Genomic DNA, 16,267 nt, shown 5'->3' on the forward strand with positions numbered 1-16,267 from the left:
TGAAACAAGTCGGCAACTCCGGGCGGGCTCATCGCCCCAGGTTGCGTCCCACCTGCTCCATGGTGGCCTGCCAGATCGCCGAGCCGGGACCGATCACGTCGAAGTGGTCGCCGGGCAGTTCGAGGTGGGTCAGCTCGTCACCGGCCGCCCGCGCCGCCACCGCGTACCGGCGGTTGATGTCGACCAGGTCCGGGCTGTCGCCGGCCCCCTGCACCAGCAACGTGGGCACCCCGATCGGCAGTCGCGCCATCGGGTCACCGGCCGCGTACCGCTCGGGGACGGTCGTCGGGGTGCCGCCGAGAGCGGCGCTGACCGCGCCGTCACCGAGCTGACGGCCGTCGGCCTCGGCCAGGTCCAGCACACCGGCCAGCGACACCGCCAGGGCGACCCGTGGCCCCTGAGCGAGGTCGGCCGCCAGGTCCGCCGCCGCCCGCAGGGCAAGTTGCCCACCGGCCGAGTGGCCGAACACGGCGATCCGGTCCAGGTCCAGCACACCGGCGTCGGCCACGTCGGGCAGCACCGCCAGCGCGGCGGCCACGTCGGTGGTGGTGGCGTCCCAGCCGTGCCGGTCCGGCCGCCGGTACTCCACGTTCCACGCCGCGTAGCCGCGTGCGGCCAGGTCCACGGCGAGCGCGTCCATCAGGTCGGCTCCCCAGTACGACCGCCAGAAGCCGCCGTGCAGCAGCACCGCGACCGGCACCGGGCGTGCCGTGTCCGCCGTGGGCAGTCGCAGCTCACCCCACTGGTCGGCGTGCGCGCCGTAGGGAACCCGGAGCGCCGGGGACCGGTGCTGGTGCACCGCATGGCGGATCGCCCAGGCCAACCCCCACACGCCCCGGCCGGAGAGGTGGCGGGCACCGGCGACGGCCGTGGCCACGGTGAGGTCGTACCAGACGACGTGCGGGGCGGCCCCGGTCATCAGGGCCCGCGCGGGCGCCGTCGGGCCGGGCAGCACCACCACCGGCGCGGCGGTGGCCGCCAGCGCTGATTCCAGCGCGGCGGCCGAGTCGGCGGCCACCAGGCGACCGGTGCCGCCGAGGTCGGCGGCGGTGGCCGTGGTGAGCGACTCCAGCAGGGCGAGATCGGCGACGAGGTCCGGGCCGACCAGCACGGTGACGTCCATGCGGCTCTCCTTCAGCGACGCAGCAGGGGCAGGACGGCGGTGCCGAGCAGGTCGACGCCCCGGTCGTCGGTCAGGCCGTGCGGGGTGCCGAACTCCACCCGCCGCACCCCGGCGTCGATGAGCTGCTGCGCCTGGGCGGCGACCTGCTCGGGGGTGCCGGAGAAGGCGAAACGGTCGAGCACCTCGTCCGGGATCAGCCGACCGGCGGCGTCGTGCTCGCCCGCGTCGACCAGTTCCCCGACGCGCGCCACCAGGCCGTCCGGCAGGGTTACCGTCGGGTCCAGGTCGGCGACCACGGCGAGGTACATGGCGACCTCGGTGCGGGCCTTGGCGCGCGCCGCCTCGCCGTCGGTGTCCACCACCGTCACCGCGCCGAGGACGATGCCGACCTCGTCCACGTCGCGTCCGGCGGCAAGAGCGCCGACCCGGAGCCGGTCCCGGACGACCGGCACCATGTCGGGGTTCGCGCTGCCGCCCACCTTGATCTCGTCGGCGATCCGACCGGCCAGGGCCGCGCCCTTCGGTCCCCACGCGCCGATCAGCAGCGGCGGATCGGGGCGCTGCACGGCGTAGCGCAGCGCGGTCTCCGGGGCCAGCGTGAAGACCTGTCCCCGGTAGCCCTCCCGGTCACCGCGCAGCAGGCGGTAGACGACCGCCGCCGCCTCCTCGATGGTGGCCAGCGGCTTCGGTTGGGGCAGACCGACCGCGCCGAGCCAGGTGCCGCGCGCCAACCCCAGGTAGGCCCGTCCGGCCGAGGCCAGGTCGAGGGCGGCGAGCTGACCGGCGATCTCGTACGGCGCCAGGCTGTACGGGTTCAGGCAGGCCGGGCCGAGGCGTACCCGGCTGGTGGCCTGGGCCATCTCCAGCAGCGGGAAGATCGGCGGCTGGTACATCAGGTCACCGAAGACGGTCAGCACGTCGAATCCGTGCGACTCGGCGGCACGGGCCAGCCGGGCGTACGCGCCGGCCGGTTTGTCGCTCTGCAGACCGAGTCCGATCTCGACCGCCATCAGGTGAGGTCCGCCGAGTTCATCCGGCGGCGGCAGGTGCGTTCCACCTTCATGATCAGCCGCTCCTCCGGGTCCGGGCAGGCGAACAGCGAGTCCTGGTCGAGCCAGTCCCCGGCGGCCAGGTCCCGCTGCTTGGCGGCGAGGAAGGGCAGCACGGCGGCGAGGGCGTAGACGCAGAAGTGCTTGCCGTCGGGCAGCTTCAGGTGGGCACTGTTGACCAGGTCGAACGAGTCGCCGACGGCCATGCCGCAGACCGAGCGCCCCTCGATGCGGTCCACGCTCACCCGCAGGTCGTAGATCTCCATGTCGCCGTCCGGGCTGTCGGTCATCCTCGCTCCTCCTCGTCGAGCCGTACGATGATCTTGCCGGTGGTCCGTCGGGCGGCCAGGTCGTCCAGGGCCGCCGGGGTCTGTGCCAGCGGCACCACCCGGCTGACCGGGGGCCGTACCGCGCCGGAGTCGCAGAGGTCGAACAGCGCCCGGTAGGCGGCGGCGACCGCCTCGGGGCGACGCCACGGGTACTGCGAGCCCCAGGAGAGTCCGATCAGGTCGGCGTTCGCCGCGATCAGTCGGGCCGGGTCGACCGGCGGTGGCGGGCCACCGGCCGCGCCGACACTGACCAGCCGACCCTCGAAGGCCAGGCAGTCCAGCGAGCGGGCGAGCAGGTCGCCGCCGACCGGGTCGACGACCACGTCCACGCCCTGCCCGTCGGTGGCCTCCCGGACCGCCGCCACGAAGTCCTCGCCGGTGTAGTCGATCGCCACGGAGGCACCCTGGGCCCGACACACCTCGGTCTTCGCCGGGCCACCGGCGGTCGCGACCACCCGGGCGCCCCGCGCGACGGCGAGTTGGGTGACCGCGATGCCGACCCCACCGGCACCGGCGTGCACCAGCACCGTCTTCCCGGCGGTGACCCCGGCACGCTCCAGCGCGAACCAGGCGGTCTGGTAGGTGACCGGCAGGGCCGCCGCAGTCGTCGGGTCGACGGTGGAGGGGCGGGGCACCACCACGGTCGCGTCGACCGTCACGGTGTCGCCGAGGGCGCCGCGCGGCAGCGCCGGGCAGGCGATGACCTCCTGACCCAGCAGGTGCTCGGCACCGGCACCGGCCGCCACCACCCGGCCGGCCGCCTCGACGCCCGGGGTCATCGGGGGCTCCGGCCGCACCGGATACTCGCCCCGGCAGAGCGAGACGTCGAGGTAGTTCAGTCCCACGGTGCGGACCGCGAGCTGGACCTCGCCGGGGCCGGGCGCGGGGTCGTCGGGCCGCTCGGCCACCGACAGCACCCGACCGGGCTCACCGGTGTCGTACGCGACCAGCCGCCGGATCATCGCGCCGCCACCGGCTCGCTGAGCGACTCGGAGTGGTGGTGCACGATCTGCCACCGGCCGTCGACGCGACGCAGCACGTCGGTGACGCGGGCGGACGACGGCGGCTCCTCGGCTTCGGCCCGCGCGATCAGCAGGTAGCGGGCCAGGCCCACGTCGCCCCACACGTCGATGCGCTTGTCCTGCGCCGCGAGCACCGCCAACTGCGGTCGCTGACCGGCGGCGTCGCGCTGGTCGCGGTAGGCGTCCAGCTCCGCCCGCGTCCGCAGCGGACCGGGCAGGTGGGTCTCCCAGGTGGTCACGTCGGCGTGCAGGTGCCCGTCGAAGCGCTGCCGGTCCCCGGCGAGGAAGGCCGCGTACAGGTCGTCGATGAGCGCGGCGATGTGTGCCGCGTCGGTTGCCACGATCGTCATGCCGTCTCCGTCCGGTCGTCCCGGGCGATCCGTCCGCCCTTCATCACCCAGCGCACACCCCGGAACGCCGAGGTGGCGGCGAGCGGGTCCTCGTCCATCGCGATCAGGTCGGCCAGCTTGCCGACCTCGACCGTGCCCCGGTCCTCCTCGACGCCCAGCCAGCGCACCGGGCCTCGGGTGCCGGCGTGCAACGCCCGCGCCGGGCCGATCCGCTCGGCCATGTACTCCAGCTCCCGGACCGTGGCGTTGGTGCCCTCGAAGTGCCAGAACGGCGGCATGTCGCTGCCGAGCAGCACCTCCACTCCGGCGTCGACGGCCATCGCGAAGCTCTCCAGGTGCCGGGGCCCGGCCCCCAGCGAGCGGCACTGCATCCACTCCGGTACGCCGAGTTCGTCGAAGAACTCCTTGCAGCGGGTCACCAGCAGCGTCGGCACCAGGGCGGTGCCCTGCTCCGCCATCCGCGCCACCACCTCCGGGGTGAGCTGGTAGCCGTGCTCCACACAGTCCAGTCCCAGCTCCACCGCCGCGCCGATCACCTCGGCCGGTCCGGCGTGCGCGGTCACCTTGCGACCCCAGGCGTGTGCCGTCTCCAGCACCGCGGCCAGCTCGTCGGCGAACAACTGCGGGGTGTTGATGCGCTCGTGCTCCCCGGCGATGCCGCCGGAGATCATCACCTTGATCAGGTCCGCGCCGGCCTTGACCTGGCTGCGTACGCCGTGGCGGAACCCGACCGGTCCGTCGCACTCCAGGGTGTCGCTGCTCTCGTGGCCGTGCCCGCCGGTGCAGACCAGCGCCCGCCCGGCGGTGTGGATACGGGGACCCTGGGCCCGACCGGCGGCGATCGCACGGCGCAACGCGAAGTCGGCGTGGTCCTTCTCGGCGACACAACGCACCGTGGTCACGCCGCAGTGCAGCGTGCGCCGGGCCCCGTCGGCCATGTAGTACGCCAGGTCGTGCGGCCCCATCGTCTTCACGTCGTCGCCGCCGGCACCGGGCAGCGACAGCGAGAAGTGGGTGTGCATGTTGGCCAGACCGGGTGTCAGGTACGCCCCGTCCAGGTCCACCTCGCGGACCGCACCGGCGGCCTGCGCCTGCGCCGCCACCTCGGCGTACGGGCCGACGGCGGCGATCCGGTCGCCGCGTACCCAGACGGCGGCGTCCGGGATCGGGTCCACGCCGTCCACCACGCGGGCGTCCAGCACGGTGCAGTGGGCCAGCAACAGGTTCGGCTCGACGGCGCTCATGCGTTCACTCCATAGGTCTCACGGGCGGCGTCGGCGGAGACGTACCCCTCCGCCACGTCACGGCGTACCGCCTCCGGATCCCGCAGACCCGGATCACCATGACCACCACCACCAGCGGTCAACAACGACACCCGATCACCCGACACCACCGCAGTCCGACGCGTACTCACCCGCGCCTCACGATCCGTCCCCGGAAACACCACCACCTGATTCGGCTCCGGCGACAACCCACCCGCCAACGCCCACGGCGCACTCCGCGTCTTCTTGATCACCGACAGGAACTCCCCCGACGACACGAAACGAATATCCCGCCGCAACCCACACCCACCCCGGAACCGCCCCGCACCACCCGAATCCGTCCGAATCTCCACCCGCTCGAAGAACATCCCGGTCTTGGCCTCCAGGACTTCGACGGGGGTGTTGCGGGCCTGGGTCTGGCACAGGTGGTTCGCCGGGCCGATGCCGTCGTGGTCGACGGTGCCTCCCCAGCCCACCGGGTCGTTGTTGCTCACCGCGAAGATCTGACCGGTCTCCGGGTGCGCGCCGACCATCATGAACCCGGGCACGTCACCACCACTTGACGCGGGCAGCCGCTCCGGCATCCCCTGCGCCAACGCCTTGTAGATCAGTTCCAGGGCGACCGTCCCGGTCCACTGGGTGAAGGTCGCCGCCGGGTACACCGCGTGGAACAGCGTGCCGGGCTCGGCGCGTACCCGCAGCGGGGCGAAGTGCCCGGCGTTGCTCTGCTCGGTGGGGGTGGTGATCGCCTTGAAGGCGACCCGGCAGGTGGCGATCGTGGCGCCCAGCGGCAGGTTCACCGGGCCCGGCACCGCCGGTGAGGAACCGGCGAAGTCCACGGTGAACGTGCCGTCGGCGACGGTCACCGTGGCCCGCATCAGGATCGGCTCGTCGGTGACGCCGTCGTCGTCGAGCCAGTCCTCGGCCGTCCAGGTGCCCTGCGGCAGGGCGGCGACCGCCTCGGCGGCGGACTCGGCGGCCGTGGCGATGAGCCGTTCGACCACGGCGTCCACGGTGGCCGTGCCGTGCCGGCGGTACACCTCGGTGAGTCGGCGCTCGCCGGTGCGCAGCGCGGCGATCTGCGCGTGCAGGTCACCCAGCACCGCGTCCGGCATCCGCGAGTTGAACCGGATCAACTCGTGGATCTCGCGCACCGGTTCTCCCCGGGACACCACCTTCGTCCCCGGGAAGATCAACCCTTCCTGGTGCATGTCCGTCGAGTCCAGCACGTACCCGGGATCCTTCGCCCCGAGGTCCATCCAGTGCGCCCGGATGCAGAGGAAACCGATCAGCCCCTCCCCGTCGGGCTGGAAGACCGGGGCGAACAGGGTGGCGTCGTAGCTGTGCGCGGCGTTCCAGTACGGGTAGTTGAGCAGCACCACGTCGCCCGGGTGCAGGTTCTCCCGACCCACGTACTCCACGCCCCTGGCCAATGAGTAGTCGTTCGCGCCGAGGAACCGGGACAGCCCGGTCGACTCCGCGACCAGCCGCAGGTGCCGGTCGTAGACGGAGATGCCGAAGTCGTGCACCTCGTAGATGACCGGGTTGAACGCGGTACGCACCAGCGTCACCCGCATCTCCTCGGCGGCGGAGGTGAGGTAGCTGCCGATCACCTCGACGGTCGCGCCGTCGACCGGTGGCTCACCCATCGACGTCCACCCCGTAGACCTCACGGGCGGCCTCGGCGGAGACGTACCCCTCCGCCACGTCACGACGTACCGCCTCCGGATCCCGCAGACCAGGATCACCATGACCACCACCACCAGCGGTCAACAACGACACCCGATCCCCCGCCACCACCGCAGTCCGACGCGTACTCACCCGCGCCTCACGACCCGTCCCCGGAAACACCACCACCTGATTCGGCTCCGGCGACAACCCACCCGCCAACGCCCACGGCGCACTCCGCGTCTTCTTGATCACCGACAGGAACTCCCCCGACGACACGAAACGAATATCCCGCCGCAACCCACACCCACCCCGGAACCGCCCCGCACCACCCGAATCCGTCCGAATCTCCACCCGCTCGAAGAACATCCCGGTGCGGGCCTCCATCACCTCGATCGGGGTGCCCCGCCCGGTGCTGCCGGAGACGTGGGTGGCGGCCTCCATGCCGTCGTGCTCGGGGGTACCGCCCCAGCCGACCAGGTCGTTGTTGCTGACCGCGAAGATCTGACCCGTCTCGGGGTTCGCGCCGACCATCATGAACCCCGGCACGTCACCACCACTTGATGCGGGTAGCCGCTCCGGCATCCCCTGCGCCAACGCCTTGAGGATCAACTCGACGGCGACGATGCCGGTCCAGAGCGTGAAGGTCGGCTGCGGGTAGACCGCGTGGAACAGGGTGCCCGGCTCGGCGCGTACCTCCAGCGGGGCGACGGTCCCGGCGTTCGACGGCTCGTCCGGTGAGGTCAACGACTTGAGGACGACCTTGCAGATCGCTTCGGTCGCGCCGAACGGCATGTTGATCGGCCCTCGGGTGGCCGGTGCCGAGCCGTCGAAGTCCACCACGAAGCGTTCGTCGCTGACGGTGACCGTGACCCGCATCTTGACCGGGTCGTCGGTGATGCCGTCGTCGTCGACCCAGTCCTCGGCCGTCCAGGTGCCCTGCGGGAGGGTGGCCAGCGCGGCCCGGGTGCGGGCCTCGCCGTCGGCGATGATGTGGTCGACGGCGGTGGAGACGGTGTCGCGGCCGAACTTCTCGATGATCTCCAGCAGTCGGCGCTCGCCGGTGCGCAGCGCGGCGATCTGCGCGTGCAGGTCACCCAGCACCGCGTCCGGCATCCGCGAGTTGAACCGGATCAACTCGTGGATCTCGCGCACCGGCACACCCCGGGACACCACCTTCGTCCCCGGGAAGATCAACCCCTCCTGGTGCATGTCCGTCGAGTCCAGCACGTACCCCGGGTCCTTCGCCCCCAGGTCCATCCAGTGCGCCCGGACACAGAGGAAGCCCACCAGGTCGCCGTCGGCGTCGGCGTCGGCGTCCGCCGGGTCGGGCCGGAACACCGGCGCGAACAGGGTCGCGTCGTACGCGTGCGCGGCGTTCCAGTACGGGTAGTTGAGCAGCACCACGTCGCCCCGGTGCAGGTTCTCCCGACCCACGTACTCCACGCCCTTGGCCAGCGAGAAGTCGTTCGCGCCGAGGAAGAAGGTCAGCCCGGTGGCCTCGGCGACCAGGCGCAGGTCGGCGTCGTAGATCGACAGGCCGAAGTCGTGCACCTCGTAGATGACCGGGTTGAACGAGGTCCGGATCAGGGTGGCCCGCATCTCCTCGGCCGCAGACAGCAGATAGCTGCGGACGACCTCGACCTGGGCTCCGTCCAGTGTGGTCATGCCGACTCCTCCAGGGTGACCAGCAGGTAGCGGTGGTCGTCGACGGTGACGCGCTGGCCACTGGGCACGACCGTGGTGGAGGTGCCCTCGTCGACCAGGGCCGGACCGGCGAACGTGTCGCCCGGCTCCAGCGCGGCCCGGTCGTACACCGCGAACGGGACCACGGCGCGCGAGCCGAAGTCGTACGCGTCGCGGTGGGTGAGCAGCGCCCGGGACGGGTCACCGTCGCCGCGCGGGTGGATGCCCAGCTCCGGGCGGGTGGTCCGGCCGATGCCCCGGACCCGCAGGTTGAGCAGTTGCAGCGGATTGTCCATGGTGTGGCCGTAGCGGGCCCGGTGCACCTCGTCGAAGGCGCCGCGCACCGCGTCACGGTCCAGCGTCGACCCGACGGTCACCATCAGGCTGTGCTCCTGGCCCAGGTAGCGCACCTCGAACTGGCGCTCCAACACGGCCTGGTCGGCCGGCACGCCCTGGTCGACCAGCGAGGCGACCGCCTCCGCCTCGACGGCCTTGAACAGCTCCTCCAGCTCGTCCAGCCCCACCTCGTCCAGGCCGGCCATCACCGTCCGGCTGAAGTCGTTGACGATGTCCGCCGACAGCATGCCCCAGGCGGAGAAGCCGGACGGCGCGAACGGCACGACGACCTCGCCGATGCCCATCTCGCGGGCCAGCAACGGGGCCAGCAGGGGCCCGGCACCGCCGAAGGCCAGCAGCGAGAAGTGCCGGGGGTCGTGCCCCCGCTCCACGGTGATCTGACGGACCGCGCCGACCGTGCGGGCCAGCAGCACGTCGAAGACACCTGCGGCGGCGGAGGTGGCGTCCAGCCCGAGCGGCTGCGCCAGTTGCTCGTCGATCGCCGCCCGCGCGGCCTGGTCGTGCAGGCCCATGGTGCCGGCGAGGAACCGGTCCGGGTCCATGTAGCCGAGCACCACCGCCGCGTCGGTGACGGTCGGTCGGGTGCCGCCCCGGCCGTAGCAGACCGGTCCCGGGTCGGCCCCGGCGCTCTGCGGGCCCACCTTGAGCAGCCCCCGGTCCAGCCAGGCGATCGAGCCGCCACCGGCACCGATGGTCCGGATGTCGTACGTCGGGATCAGCAGCGGGAAGTGCTCCAACTGCGCCTCGTACGCCGCGACCGCGGTGCCGCTCTCGATGACGCAGGCGTCCAGCGAGGTGCCGCCGATGTCGAACGTCAGCAGCCGCTCCCGGCCCAGCTCCGAGGCGAGGTACGCGGCACCCACGATGCCACCGGCCGGACCGGACAGCACGGTGTGCGTCGGTGACGTCTTCGCCACCGCGCTGGTCATCGAGCCACCACCGGACCGCATGATCAGGAACTGTCCGGTGAAGCCCCGCTCGGCCAGACCGGACTCCAACTCGTCGACGTACCGCTCGAAGATCGGCCGGATGTACGCCTCCAGCACGGTGGTGCTGGTCCGCTCGTACTCGCGGTACTCGCGCACGATGTCGGTGGAGAGCGAGAGGCTGACCTCGGGGAACTCCTCGCGGATCAGCCGGGCCGCCTCGCGCTCGTGGGTGGGGTCCAGGAACGAGTGCAGGAAGCAGATGGCGATCGAGGTCACCTGCTGGTCCACCACCAGCGTGCGGGCGGCGGCGCGGACGCTCTCCGGGTCCAGCTCCTCCACCACCCGGCCCCGGTGGTCGAGGCGACCGCGTACCCCGGCGGTGAAGCGGCGCTGCACCAGGCTCGGCGGGCGCTGGTACTGGAAGTCGTACATGTGGTCCGACGGCACGTTGCCCCGGCCGATCAGGAAGATGTCGCGGAAGCCCTCGTTGGTGATGATCCCGGTCCGGCCGCCGCGCCGCTCCAGCACCGCGTTGAGTCCCAGCGTGGTGCCGTGCGTGAACAGCTCCACCTCGGACAGGTCGGTGCCGAGCGCCTCGATGGCGGCGAGCACCCCGTCAGCCGGACGGGCCGGCGTGGTGGACGCCTTGCGGAAACGCACCCGGTTGGTGCGGGTATCCAGTTCCATCGCGTCGACGAAGGTGCCGCCGATGTCGACGGCCAGCCGGATGGGGCGACGGGTCATGGCGTGTCGGCCTGCTTTCCGATCAGGGCGGGAAGTTCCGGGACGCGCCAGCAGGCGGCCCGGCTCGCGCCGTACGACTGAAGTTCCTGCGGCTCGGAGCGACAGGTGTCGGTGACGAAGGGGCACCGGGCGGCGAGCGCGCAGCCGGTGGCCGCGTCGGTCTCCTCCAGGTCCTTGACCAGCTCCACCCCCGCGACGGACGCGGGCGGCGCGCCGAGGCGTGGTGCGCTGGCCAGCAGTGCCCGGGTGTAGGGGTGGCGAGGGTTGTCGAACACGACGTCGACGGGCCCCTCCTCGACCACGCGACCGAGATAGAGCACCGCCACCCGGTCGGCGAAGCCCCGGACAGTCGCCAGGTCGTGCGAGATGAAGACCGAGGCCCGGTCGGTGTCGGCGGTGACGTCGGCGATCACGTCGAGGATCTGGGCCTGCACGGTGACGTCGAGGGCCGAGGTGGGCTCGTCGAAGACGATCAGGTCGGGCTCGCCGACCAACGCGCGGGCGATGCCGATGCGCTGGGCCTGACCGCCGGAGAGCTCGTGCGGGTAGCGCCGCAGGATGGACCGGTCGAGTTCCATCCGGTCCAGCACCGCCGCGACCCGGGCCTCCCGCTGGGCGGCGGGCAGGCCGGCGGCCCGCAGCGGCTCGGCGATGGAGTCGCCGACGGTACGCCTCGGGCTCAGCGACCCGATCGGGTCCTGGAAGACGAGCTGGGCGCGGGTCCGCAGCCGGCGCAGTTTCCGGCCCCGGGGCGCGGGACGGCCCGGCTGCCGGACCAGGTGCTGCCCGGCGACGGCGACGGAGCCGGAGGAGGGTGCGACCAGCCCCATGATGAGTTTGGCGAGGGTGCTCTTGCCGCAGCCGCTCTCGCCGACCACCCCGAGCGTCTCGCCGGGTGCCAGGCGCAGACTCACGCCGCGCAGCGCGTGGTGTCCGCCGGAACCGAAGCGGCTGCGGTAGACCACGTGCGCGTCCTCGATCTCCAGCACGGCGGACCCGGACTCCGTCGCGTCGGGTGCGACGGCCGGGCTGGATGCCGCCTCGTCGGTGGCGATCGCCCCGGTCTGCGGGTGGTAGCAGGCCAGCGACCAGTCGGCGGCGGGCGCGTCCGTCCCACCGGCCGGCGCGTCCATCGGGGTGGTGGGCGGACGGCTGGTGGTGCAGGTGTCGTCGGCGTGCGGGCAGCGGGCCGCGAACGGGCACTGGTGCGGTGCCTCGCGCAGCAGCGGCATGGCGCCGGGGGTAGCGACCACCGGTCGGCCGCCGACGTCGGGCACCGAGCGCAGCAGCGCCCGCGTGTAGGGGTGCGCCGGTTCCCGGAAGACCTGCTCGGCCGGTCCGCTCTCGACCACGGTGCCCGCGTAGAGCACCACCACCCGGTCGCAGACCTCGGCGATCGACGCGAGGTCGTGCGAGATCAGCAGGACACTACGGCCGTCCACCTCGGCGGCGTGCCGGAACTGGCGCAGGATCTCCCGGGTGAGCGTCACGTCCAGGCCGGTGGTCGGCTCGTCGGCGATCAGCAGGCCGGGGGCGCAGCCGGTGGCCAGCGAGATCATCACCCGCTGGGCCATGCCGCCGGACAGCTCGTGCGGGTACGCCTCCAGGCGGCGTTGCGGGTTGCGGATGCCGACCGCCTCGAACAGCTCCCGCGCGGCCTCGCGGGCCCGTTCGGCGGACATGTCCTGGTGGGTGACGAGCCGGTCGGTGAGCTGGCGTCCGACGGTACGGGTGGGGCTGAGCGCCCCACGCGGGTTCTGGAAGCAGATCGCCGCGCCACGTCCCCGGTGGGCGGCGAGCGCCGTCTCGTCCATCCGCAACACGTCCGCGTCGTCGAAGCGGACCCGCCCGCTGGCGTGCGCGCCGCTGGGCAGCAGGCCGACCACCGCGCGGGCCACCATGCTCTTGCCGCCGCCGCTCTCGCCGACCAGGCCGACCACCTCGCCGGGCCGGACGGTGAGGCTGACGTCGCTGAGGGCGGCCACCTGCCGGCCGGCACGGTGGATGACCACGGAGAGGTTCTCGATGGAGAGCATGGTTACCGCCGCTTCGCGTTCGCGCGTTCCTGCAGGCCCTCGCCGAGCAGGCTGAACCCCAGCACGGAGACGAACAAGGCCAGGCCGGGCGGCACGCTGGTCCACCATCGACCACCGACCACGTCCGGGGCACCGAGGCTGATCATGGCGCCCCACTCGGCCTCCGGGATGCTGACGCCCAGCCCGAGGAAGGAGAGCCCGGCCAGGGTGAGCATCGCCCAGCCGCAGTTCAGTGGCGCGATCGTCCGGACCGGGGTGAGGCTGTTGGGCAGCAGGTGCCGCCAGAGGATGCCGGTCGTCGAGGCCCCGGAGGTCACCGCGGCGTCGACGAAGGGCAACTCCCGCTGGGTGCGTACCTCGGCGCGGACCAGTCGGGCGTACGCGGGGGCGTTCACCGCCGCGATGGTGATGATCAGGTTGACCGTGCCGTTGCCGAGCAGGGCCGCCACCGCCAGGGCCAGGATGAAAGTGGGGAACGCCTGGAAGATGTCGACGACCCGCATGAGCACGTCGTCGATCCAGCCGCCCCGGTAGCCGGCCACCAGGCCGAGCAGCGTGCCGACCACCACCGCCAGGGCCACCGCGGCGACCGCGATGCCCAGGTCCAGCCGGGCCGCGTGCAGCACCCGGCTCCAGATGTCCATGCCGTTGGTGTCGGTGCCGAGCAGGTGCGCGCCGCCCGGGGCGGCCAGGGTGGCGTTCGGGTCGACCTCGGTCGCGCCCCACGAGGAGAGCAGCGGCGCGGCCAGGGCGGCCAGTGCGACCACGGCCAGGATGGTCGCGCCGGTGATGATCAGGATGCGGGAGAAGCGGTCGTCCCGACTGCCGGTGACGATCACCGCGTCGGCGCCGGCGTCCCCGGGGCCGACACCGCGCAGGTCTGCCATCAGATCCTCACTCTCGGGTCGAGGATCGCGTGGACCACGTCGGCGATGAGGAACACCAGCACGTAGCAGAGCGCGATCACCACAACGGACGCCTGCACCACCGGGTAGTCCCGGTACAGCAGGCCGCGCAGCGCCCACTGGCCGAAGCCCTGCCAGGAGAAGACGTACTCGACCAGGACGGTCGAGCCGATGGCGGTGCCGAAGACCAACGCGGCCAGGGCCGGCAGCCGCAGCAGCGTGGAGCGCAGCAGGTAGCCGTAGAGCAGGGTCCGTTGCGGCAGCCCGTGCGCCGCCGCCGCGGTGTACGCCTCGGAGTTGAGCACCTCCAGCGCCGACGCCCGGACGCTGCGCAGCAGCGGTGCCATCACGCCGACGACCAGGGTGAACACCGGCAGCGCCAGGTACGCGGCGGCGCTGGCCAGCGCCGGCCCGTTGCCGGTGAGCGCGGCGTCGACGAGGCCGGCGCCGGTCAGCGGGGTCAGGTTCGTGTCCGGGTCGACCCGTCCGCTGGGTGCCGGGAACCAGCCCAGCATGCTGTAGCCCACCAGCACGAGCACCAGGCCCAGCCAGAACTCCGGGACGGAGTTGCCGACCAGGGCGAAGATCCGGACGCCGTGGTCGCCGACGCTGTTGGCGCGCCGGGCCGACCAGACGCCCAGCACGGTGGCCACCACCAGCGCGATGGAGACCGCGATGACCACCAGTTCCAGGGTGGGTCCGATCCGCAGGGCCATCTCCGCGCCGACCGGGCCGCCGCTCTGGATGGACGTGCCGAAGTCGCCGGTGACCAGCCCGCCGAGGTAGTCGAGGAACTGCCGCCACAGCGGCTGGTCCAGGCCGAACCGGGCGCGGGCCGCCTCGACGTCGGCCTCGGTGGCGCTCTGGCCGAGGATGCTGCGGACCGGGTCGCCGGGCAGCACCCGGACGATGAGGAAGGTCAGGACGACCACCCCGAGCAACACCGGGATGAGCTGGAGCAGCCGCCTGACGACGAAACGAAGGATTCGCATGAAGGGAGCCGGCCGCGCCTAGGCCGACCTGGTCAGGTAGCGCAACCGGGCGAGGCCGTCCATCGGCTGCACCCAGCCGGCCACCGCCTCGCGGACCGGGAGGTTGAAGTTGGGCTGGCAGATCACCACCCACGGCACGTCCTCGGCGAGGATCTGCTGGACCCGCTGCCACAGCGCGGTGCGGTCCGCCTCGTCGACGGTGGTGTGCGACCGCTCGTAGATCTGCTCGATCTCGGCGTTGGTGTAGTTCGAGTAGTTCAGGTTCGCGCCCTTGACGAAGCTCGTCGCGAGCATGTACTCGACGTCGTTGACCCAGAGCTGCCCGGAGGTGAGCTGGAGCGGGATGTTCTTGCGGGTCCGCCGCTCACCGAGGGTCGCCGGGTCCAGCGGGGTCAGCTTGAGGTTGATGCCGGCCTTCGCCGCCTCGCTCTGCACCTGCACCGCGATGCGCTGCTGCTCCTCGTTGTCGGCCTCGAAGACCAGTTCCGACTCGACCGAGGCACGGCCGGCGGCGTTCAACGCGGCACGGGCCCGGTCCACATCGTGGGTGAACGGGTAGCCGCTCTCGTCGTACCCGGGCATGTCCAGCGGCACCGGGCTCTTGGCGGCACGGGCGTCGCCGCCGTACACGTTGTTGATGATCTGCTCGTACGGCACCGCGTAGGCCAGGGCCTTGCGGACGTCGACGTTGTCGAACGGCGCCGAGGTGACCGACATCTGGATCGCGACCTGGCGGTTGCTGGCCGCCGAGATCACCTTGACGCCGTCGGTGCTGCGCAGGTCCTCGATGTCGCGCTGGCTGACGCCGAGGGCGACGTCGATGTCACCGGCCTGGAGTTGCAGCCGCTGGTTCGAGGCGGCGGGCACCACGGAGATCCGGATCGTCGGCGTCTTGGGCGCGTCCGGACCCGGGTAGCCGGTGTTGGCCGCCAGCTCGATCTCCTGACCCTGGGTGGCCTTGGTGACGTTGTAGTAGCCGCCGGTGGGGGCGTTCTTGGCGAACCACTCCTTGGCCCACGGGTCGTCGGCGGTGGCGTGCTTCTTGGCCTCCTCCGAGTCGAAGACGTACAGCGAGATCGCCTGGATCTGCCGGGTCAGCGCGCTCGGGAACGCCTGGTGGAACTCGACGGTGTAGTCGTCGACGACCTTGACCTGGTCGGCTTCGGTCAGGCCGATGGTGCGATAGACGCCGGCCACGTTCGCCTGGGCGGCGAAGGCGCGGTCCTTGGACCACTTCACGTCGGCGGCGGTCATCTCGTTGCCGCTGGCGAACGTGACGCCCCGGCGCAGCTTCAACGTCCACACCTTCTGCTCGGCGTCCGGCTCGAAGGACTCGGCGAAGGTCGGGGTGATGTTCTGGGTGTCGAGGATCTGGCTGTCACCGGCGGTGGTGACGCCGTAGTCGATCATGTAGGGGAAGACGTTCTTGAACATCATCAGCGCGGTCAGGTCGAAGCCGACGAAGTCCTGATCCCAGCTGGACAGGTAGCTCGACACCGCGATCCGCAGCGTGCTGGCGGTCTGGCCGCCGGACGTTCCGTCGTCCGAGTTCGAGCCGCTGTTCGCGGCGCAGGCGCCCGTGGTGAGCAGGAGCGCGAAACTGCCGCCCAGTTGCAGCACCCCGCGTCGGGAGATGGCGGGCGAGGAGGGGCCCACACCAGGTGTACGTGCCATGAAGTAGTCCTCCTAGAACTACGAGGCGGACGGGCCGCGCAGCGGACCCACTCGTGTTCTATCGGATTAGGTGGAGGTGAACAAGACCCCAACCCTTGTTCACAGCGGAAGTCCCGAAATTGTCACCCTGACCCGGCCGAA

13 protein-coding genes are annotated in these 16,267 nt (G+C 71.9%); all 13 read right to left on the reverse strand.

All coding sequences use genetic code 11. From position 1 onward, the window contains the following. Positions 1-28: 28 nt before the first annotated feature. From ACZ31C_RS19385 to ACZ31C_RS19445, 13 genes are read right to left on the reverse strand one after another with little or no spacing between them, the layout of a single operon-like run. The gene (locus ACZ31C_RS19385) at positions 29-1,123 is read right to left on the reverse strand and encodes an alpha/beta hydrolase family protein (protein ID WP_465796473.1); all 1,095 of its coding nucleotides are present in this window, start codon (positions 1,121-1,123) and stop codon (positions 29-31) included. 11 nt (positions 1,124-1,134) lie between these two features. Continuing rightward, on the reverse strand, positions 1,135-2,133 hold the full coding sequence (locus ACZ31C_RS19390; protein ID WP_465796474.1) for an LLM class flavin-dependent oxidoreductase: 999 nt from the start codon (positions 2,131-2,133) through the stop codon (positions 1,135-1,137). Then, on the reverse strand, positions 2,133-2,462 hold the full coding sequence (locus ACZ31C_RS19395) for a TIGR04076 family protein (RefSeq protein WP_465796475.1): 330 nt from the start codon (positions 2,460-2,462) through the stop codon (positions 2,133-2,135). Before ACZ31C_RS19395 ends, ACZ31C_RS19390 begins: the two co-directional genes overlap by 1 nt. Beyond that, positions 2,459-3,463 carry a zinc-binding dehydrogenase gene (locus tag ACZ31C_RS19400; RefSeq protein WP_465796476.1) on the reverse strand — a complete coding sequence of 335 codons (1,005 nt, stop codon included), beginning with the start codon at positions 3,461-3,463 and terminating at the stop codon, positions 2,459-2,461. The genes ACZ31C_RS19395 and ACZ31C_RS19400 overlap by 4 nt, the downstream gene beginning before the upstream one ends. Further along, positions 3,460-3,873: a nuclear transport factor 2 family protein gene (locus ACZ31C_RS19405; protein ID WP_465796477.1), complete on the reverse strand. Its 414-nt coding sequence runs from the start codon at positions 3,871-3,873 to the stop codon at positions 3,460-3,462. Before ACZ31C_RS19405 ends, ACZ31C_RS19400 begins: the two co-directional genes overlap by 4 nt. Further along, the gene (locus ACZ31C_RS19410) at positions 3,870-5,117 is read right to left on the reverse strand and encodes an amidohydrolase family protein (protein WP_465796478.1); all 1,248 of its coding nucleotides are present in this window, start codon (positions 5,115-5,117) and stop codon (positions 3,870-3,872) included. The genes ACZ31C_RS19405 and ACZ31C_RS19410 overlap by 4 nt, the downstream gene beginning before the upstream one ends. Then, entirely contained in the window at positions 5,114-6,784 is a 1,671-nt protein-coding gene (locus ACZ31C_RS19415) for a hydantoinase B/oxoprolinase family protein (protein WP_465796479.1), read from the reverse strand. The genes ACZ31C_RS19410 and ACZ31C_RS19415 overlap by 4 nt, the downstream gene beginning before the upstream one ends. Then, positions 6,777-8,471 carry a hydantoinase B/oxoprolinase family protein gene (locus ACZ31C_RS19420; protein ID WP_465796480.1) on the reverse strand — a complete coding sequence of 565 codons (1,695 nt, stop codon included), beginning with the start codon at positions 8,469-8,471 and terminating at the stop codon, positions 6,777-6,779. The genes ACZ31C_RS19415 and ACZ31C_RS19420 overlap by 8 nt, the downstream gene beginning before the upstream one ends. Continuing rightward, positions 8,468-10,519, reverse strand: a complete 2,052-nt coding sequence (locus ACZ31C_RS19425; protein WP_465796481.1) for a hydantoinase/oxoprolinase family protein — start codon at positions 10,517-10,519, stop codon at positions 8,468-8,470. The genes ACZ31C_RS19420 and ACZ31C_RS19425 overlap by 4 nt, the downstream gene beginning before the upstream one ends. After that, positions 10,516-12,555 (reverse strand): dipeptide ABC transporter ATP-binding protein, encoded by a 2,040-nt coding sequence (locus ACZ31C_RS19430; RefSeq protein WP_465796482.1) that lies wholly within the window; start codon positions 12,553-12,555, stop codon positions 10,516-10,518. Before ACZ31C_RS19430 ends, ACZ31C_RS19425 begins: the two co-directional genes overlap by 4 nt. 2 nt (positions 12,556-12,557) lie before the next feature. Further along, positions 12,558-13,442: an ABC transporter permease gene (locus ACZ31C_RS19435; protein WP_131054862.1), complete on the reverse strand. Its 885-nt coding sequence runs from the start codon at positions 13,440-13,442 to the stop codon at positions 12,558-12,560. Then, the gene (locus ACZ31C_RS19440; RefSeq protein WP_465796483.1) at positions 13,442-14,452 is read right to left on the reverse strand and encodes an ABC transporter permease; all 1,011 of its coding nucleotides are present in this window, start codon (positions 14,450-14,452) and stop codon (positions 13,442-13,444) included. Before ACZ31C_RS19440 ends, ACZ31C_RS19435 begins: the two co-directional genes overlap by 1 nt. Before the next feature lie 18 nt (positions 14,453-14,470). Further along, on the reverse strand, positions 14,471-16,126 hold the full coding sequence (locus ACZ31C_RS19445) for an ABC transporter substrate-binding protein (protein WP_465796484.1): 1,656 nt from the start codon (positions 16,124-16,126) through the stop codon (positions 14,471-14,473). Positions 16,127-16,267 lie beyond the last annotated feature (141 nt).

The organism is Micromonospora sp. NPDC023869, assembly GCF_055559695.1.

What these genes read in the sequence shown, in the direction of transcription:
- ACZ31C_RS19385 (WP_465796473.1), bottom strand. Translation starts at nt 1,123, where the DNA reads ATGGACGTCACCGTGCTGGTCGGCCCGGACCTCGTCGCCGATCTCGCC.
- ACZ31C_RS19390 (WP_465796474.1), bottom strand. Translation starts at nt 2,133, where the DNA reads ATGGCGGTCGAGATCGGACTCGGTCTGCAGAGCGACAAACCGGCCGGC.
- ACZ31C_RS19395 (WP_465796475.1), bottom strand. Translation starts at nt 2,462, where the DNA reads ATGACCGACAGCCCGGACGGCGACATGGAGATCTACGACCTGCGGGTG.
- ACZ31C_RS19400 (WP_465796476.1), bottom strand. Translation starts at nt 3,463, where the DNA reads ATGATCCGGCGGCTGGTCGCGTACGACACCGGTGAGCCCGGTCGGGTG.
- ACZ31C_RS19405 (WP_465796477.1), bottom strand. Translation starts at nt 3,873, where the DNA reads ATGACGATCGTGGCAACCGACGCGGCACACATCGCCGCGCTCATCGAC.
- ACZ31C_RS19410 (WP_465796478.1), bottom strand. Translation starts at nt 5,117, where the DNA reads ATGAGCGCCGTCGAGCCGAACCTGTTGCTGGCCCACTGCACCGTGCTG.
- ACZ31C_RS19415 (WP_465796479.1), bottom strand. Translation starts at nt 6,784, where the DNA reads ATGGGTGAGCCACCGGTCGACGGCGCGACCGTCGAGGTGATCGGCAGC.
- ACZ31C_RS19420 (WP_465796480.1), bottom strand. Translation starts at nt 8,471, where the DNA reads ATGACCACACTGGACGGAGCCCAGGTCGAGGTCGTCCGCAGCTATCTG.
- ACZ31C_RS19425 (WP_465796481.1), bottom strand. Translation starts at nt 10,519, where the DNA reads ATGACCCGTCGCCCCATCCGGCTGGCCGTCGACATCGGCGGCACCTTC.
- ACZ31C_RS19430 (WP_465796482.1), bottom strand. Translation starts at nt 12,555, where the DNA reads ATGCTCTCCATCGAGAACCTCTCCGTGGTCATCCACCGTGCCGGCCGG.
- ACZ31C_RS19435 (WP_131054862.1), bottom strand. Translation starts at nt 13,442, where the DNA reads ATGGCAGACCTGCGCGGTGTCGGCCCCGGGGACGCCGGCGCCGACGCG.
- ACZ31C_RS19440 (WP_465796483.1), bottom strand. Translation starts at nt 14,452, where the DNA reads ATGCGAATCCTTCGTTTCGTCGTCAGGCGGCTGCTCCAGCTCATCCCG.
- ACZ31C_RS19445 (WP_465796484.1), bottom strand. Translation starts at nt 16,126, where the DNA reads ATGGCACGTACACCTGGTGTGGGCCCCTCCTCGCCCGCCATCTCCCGA.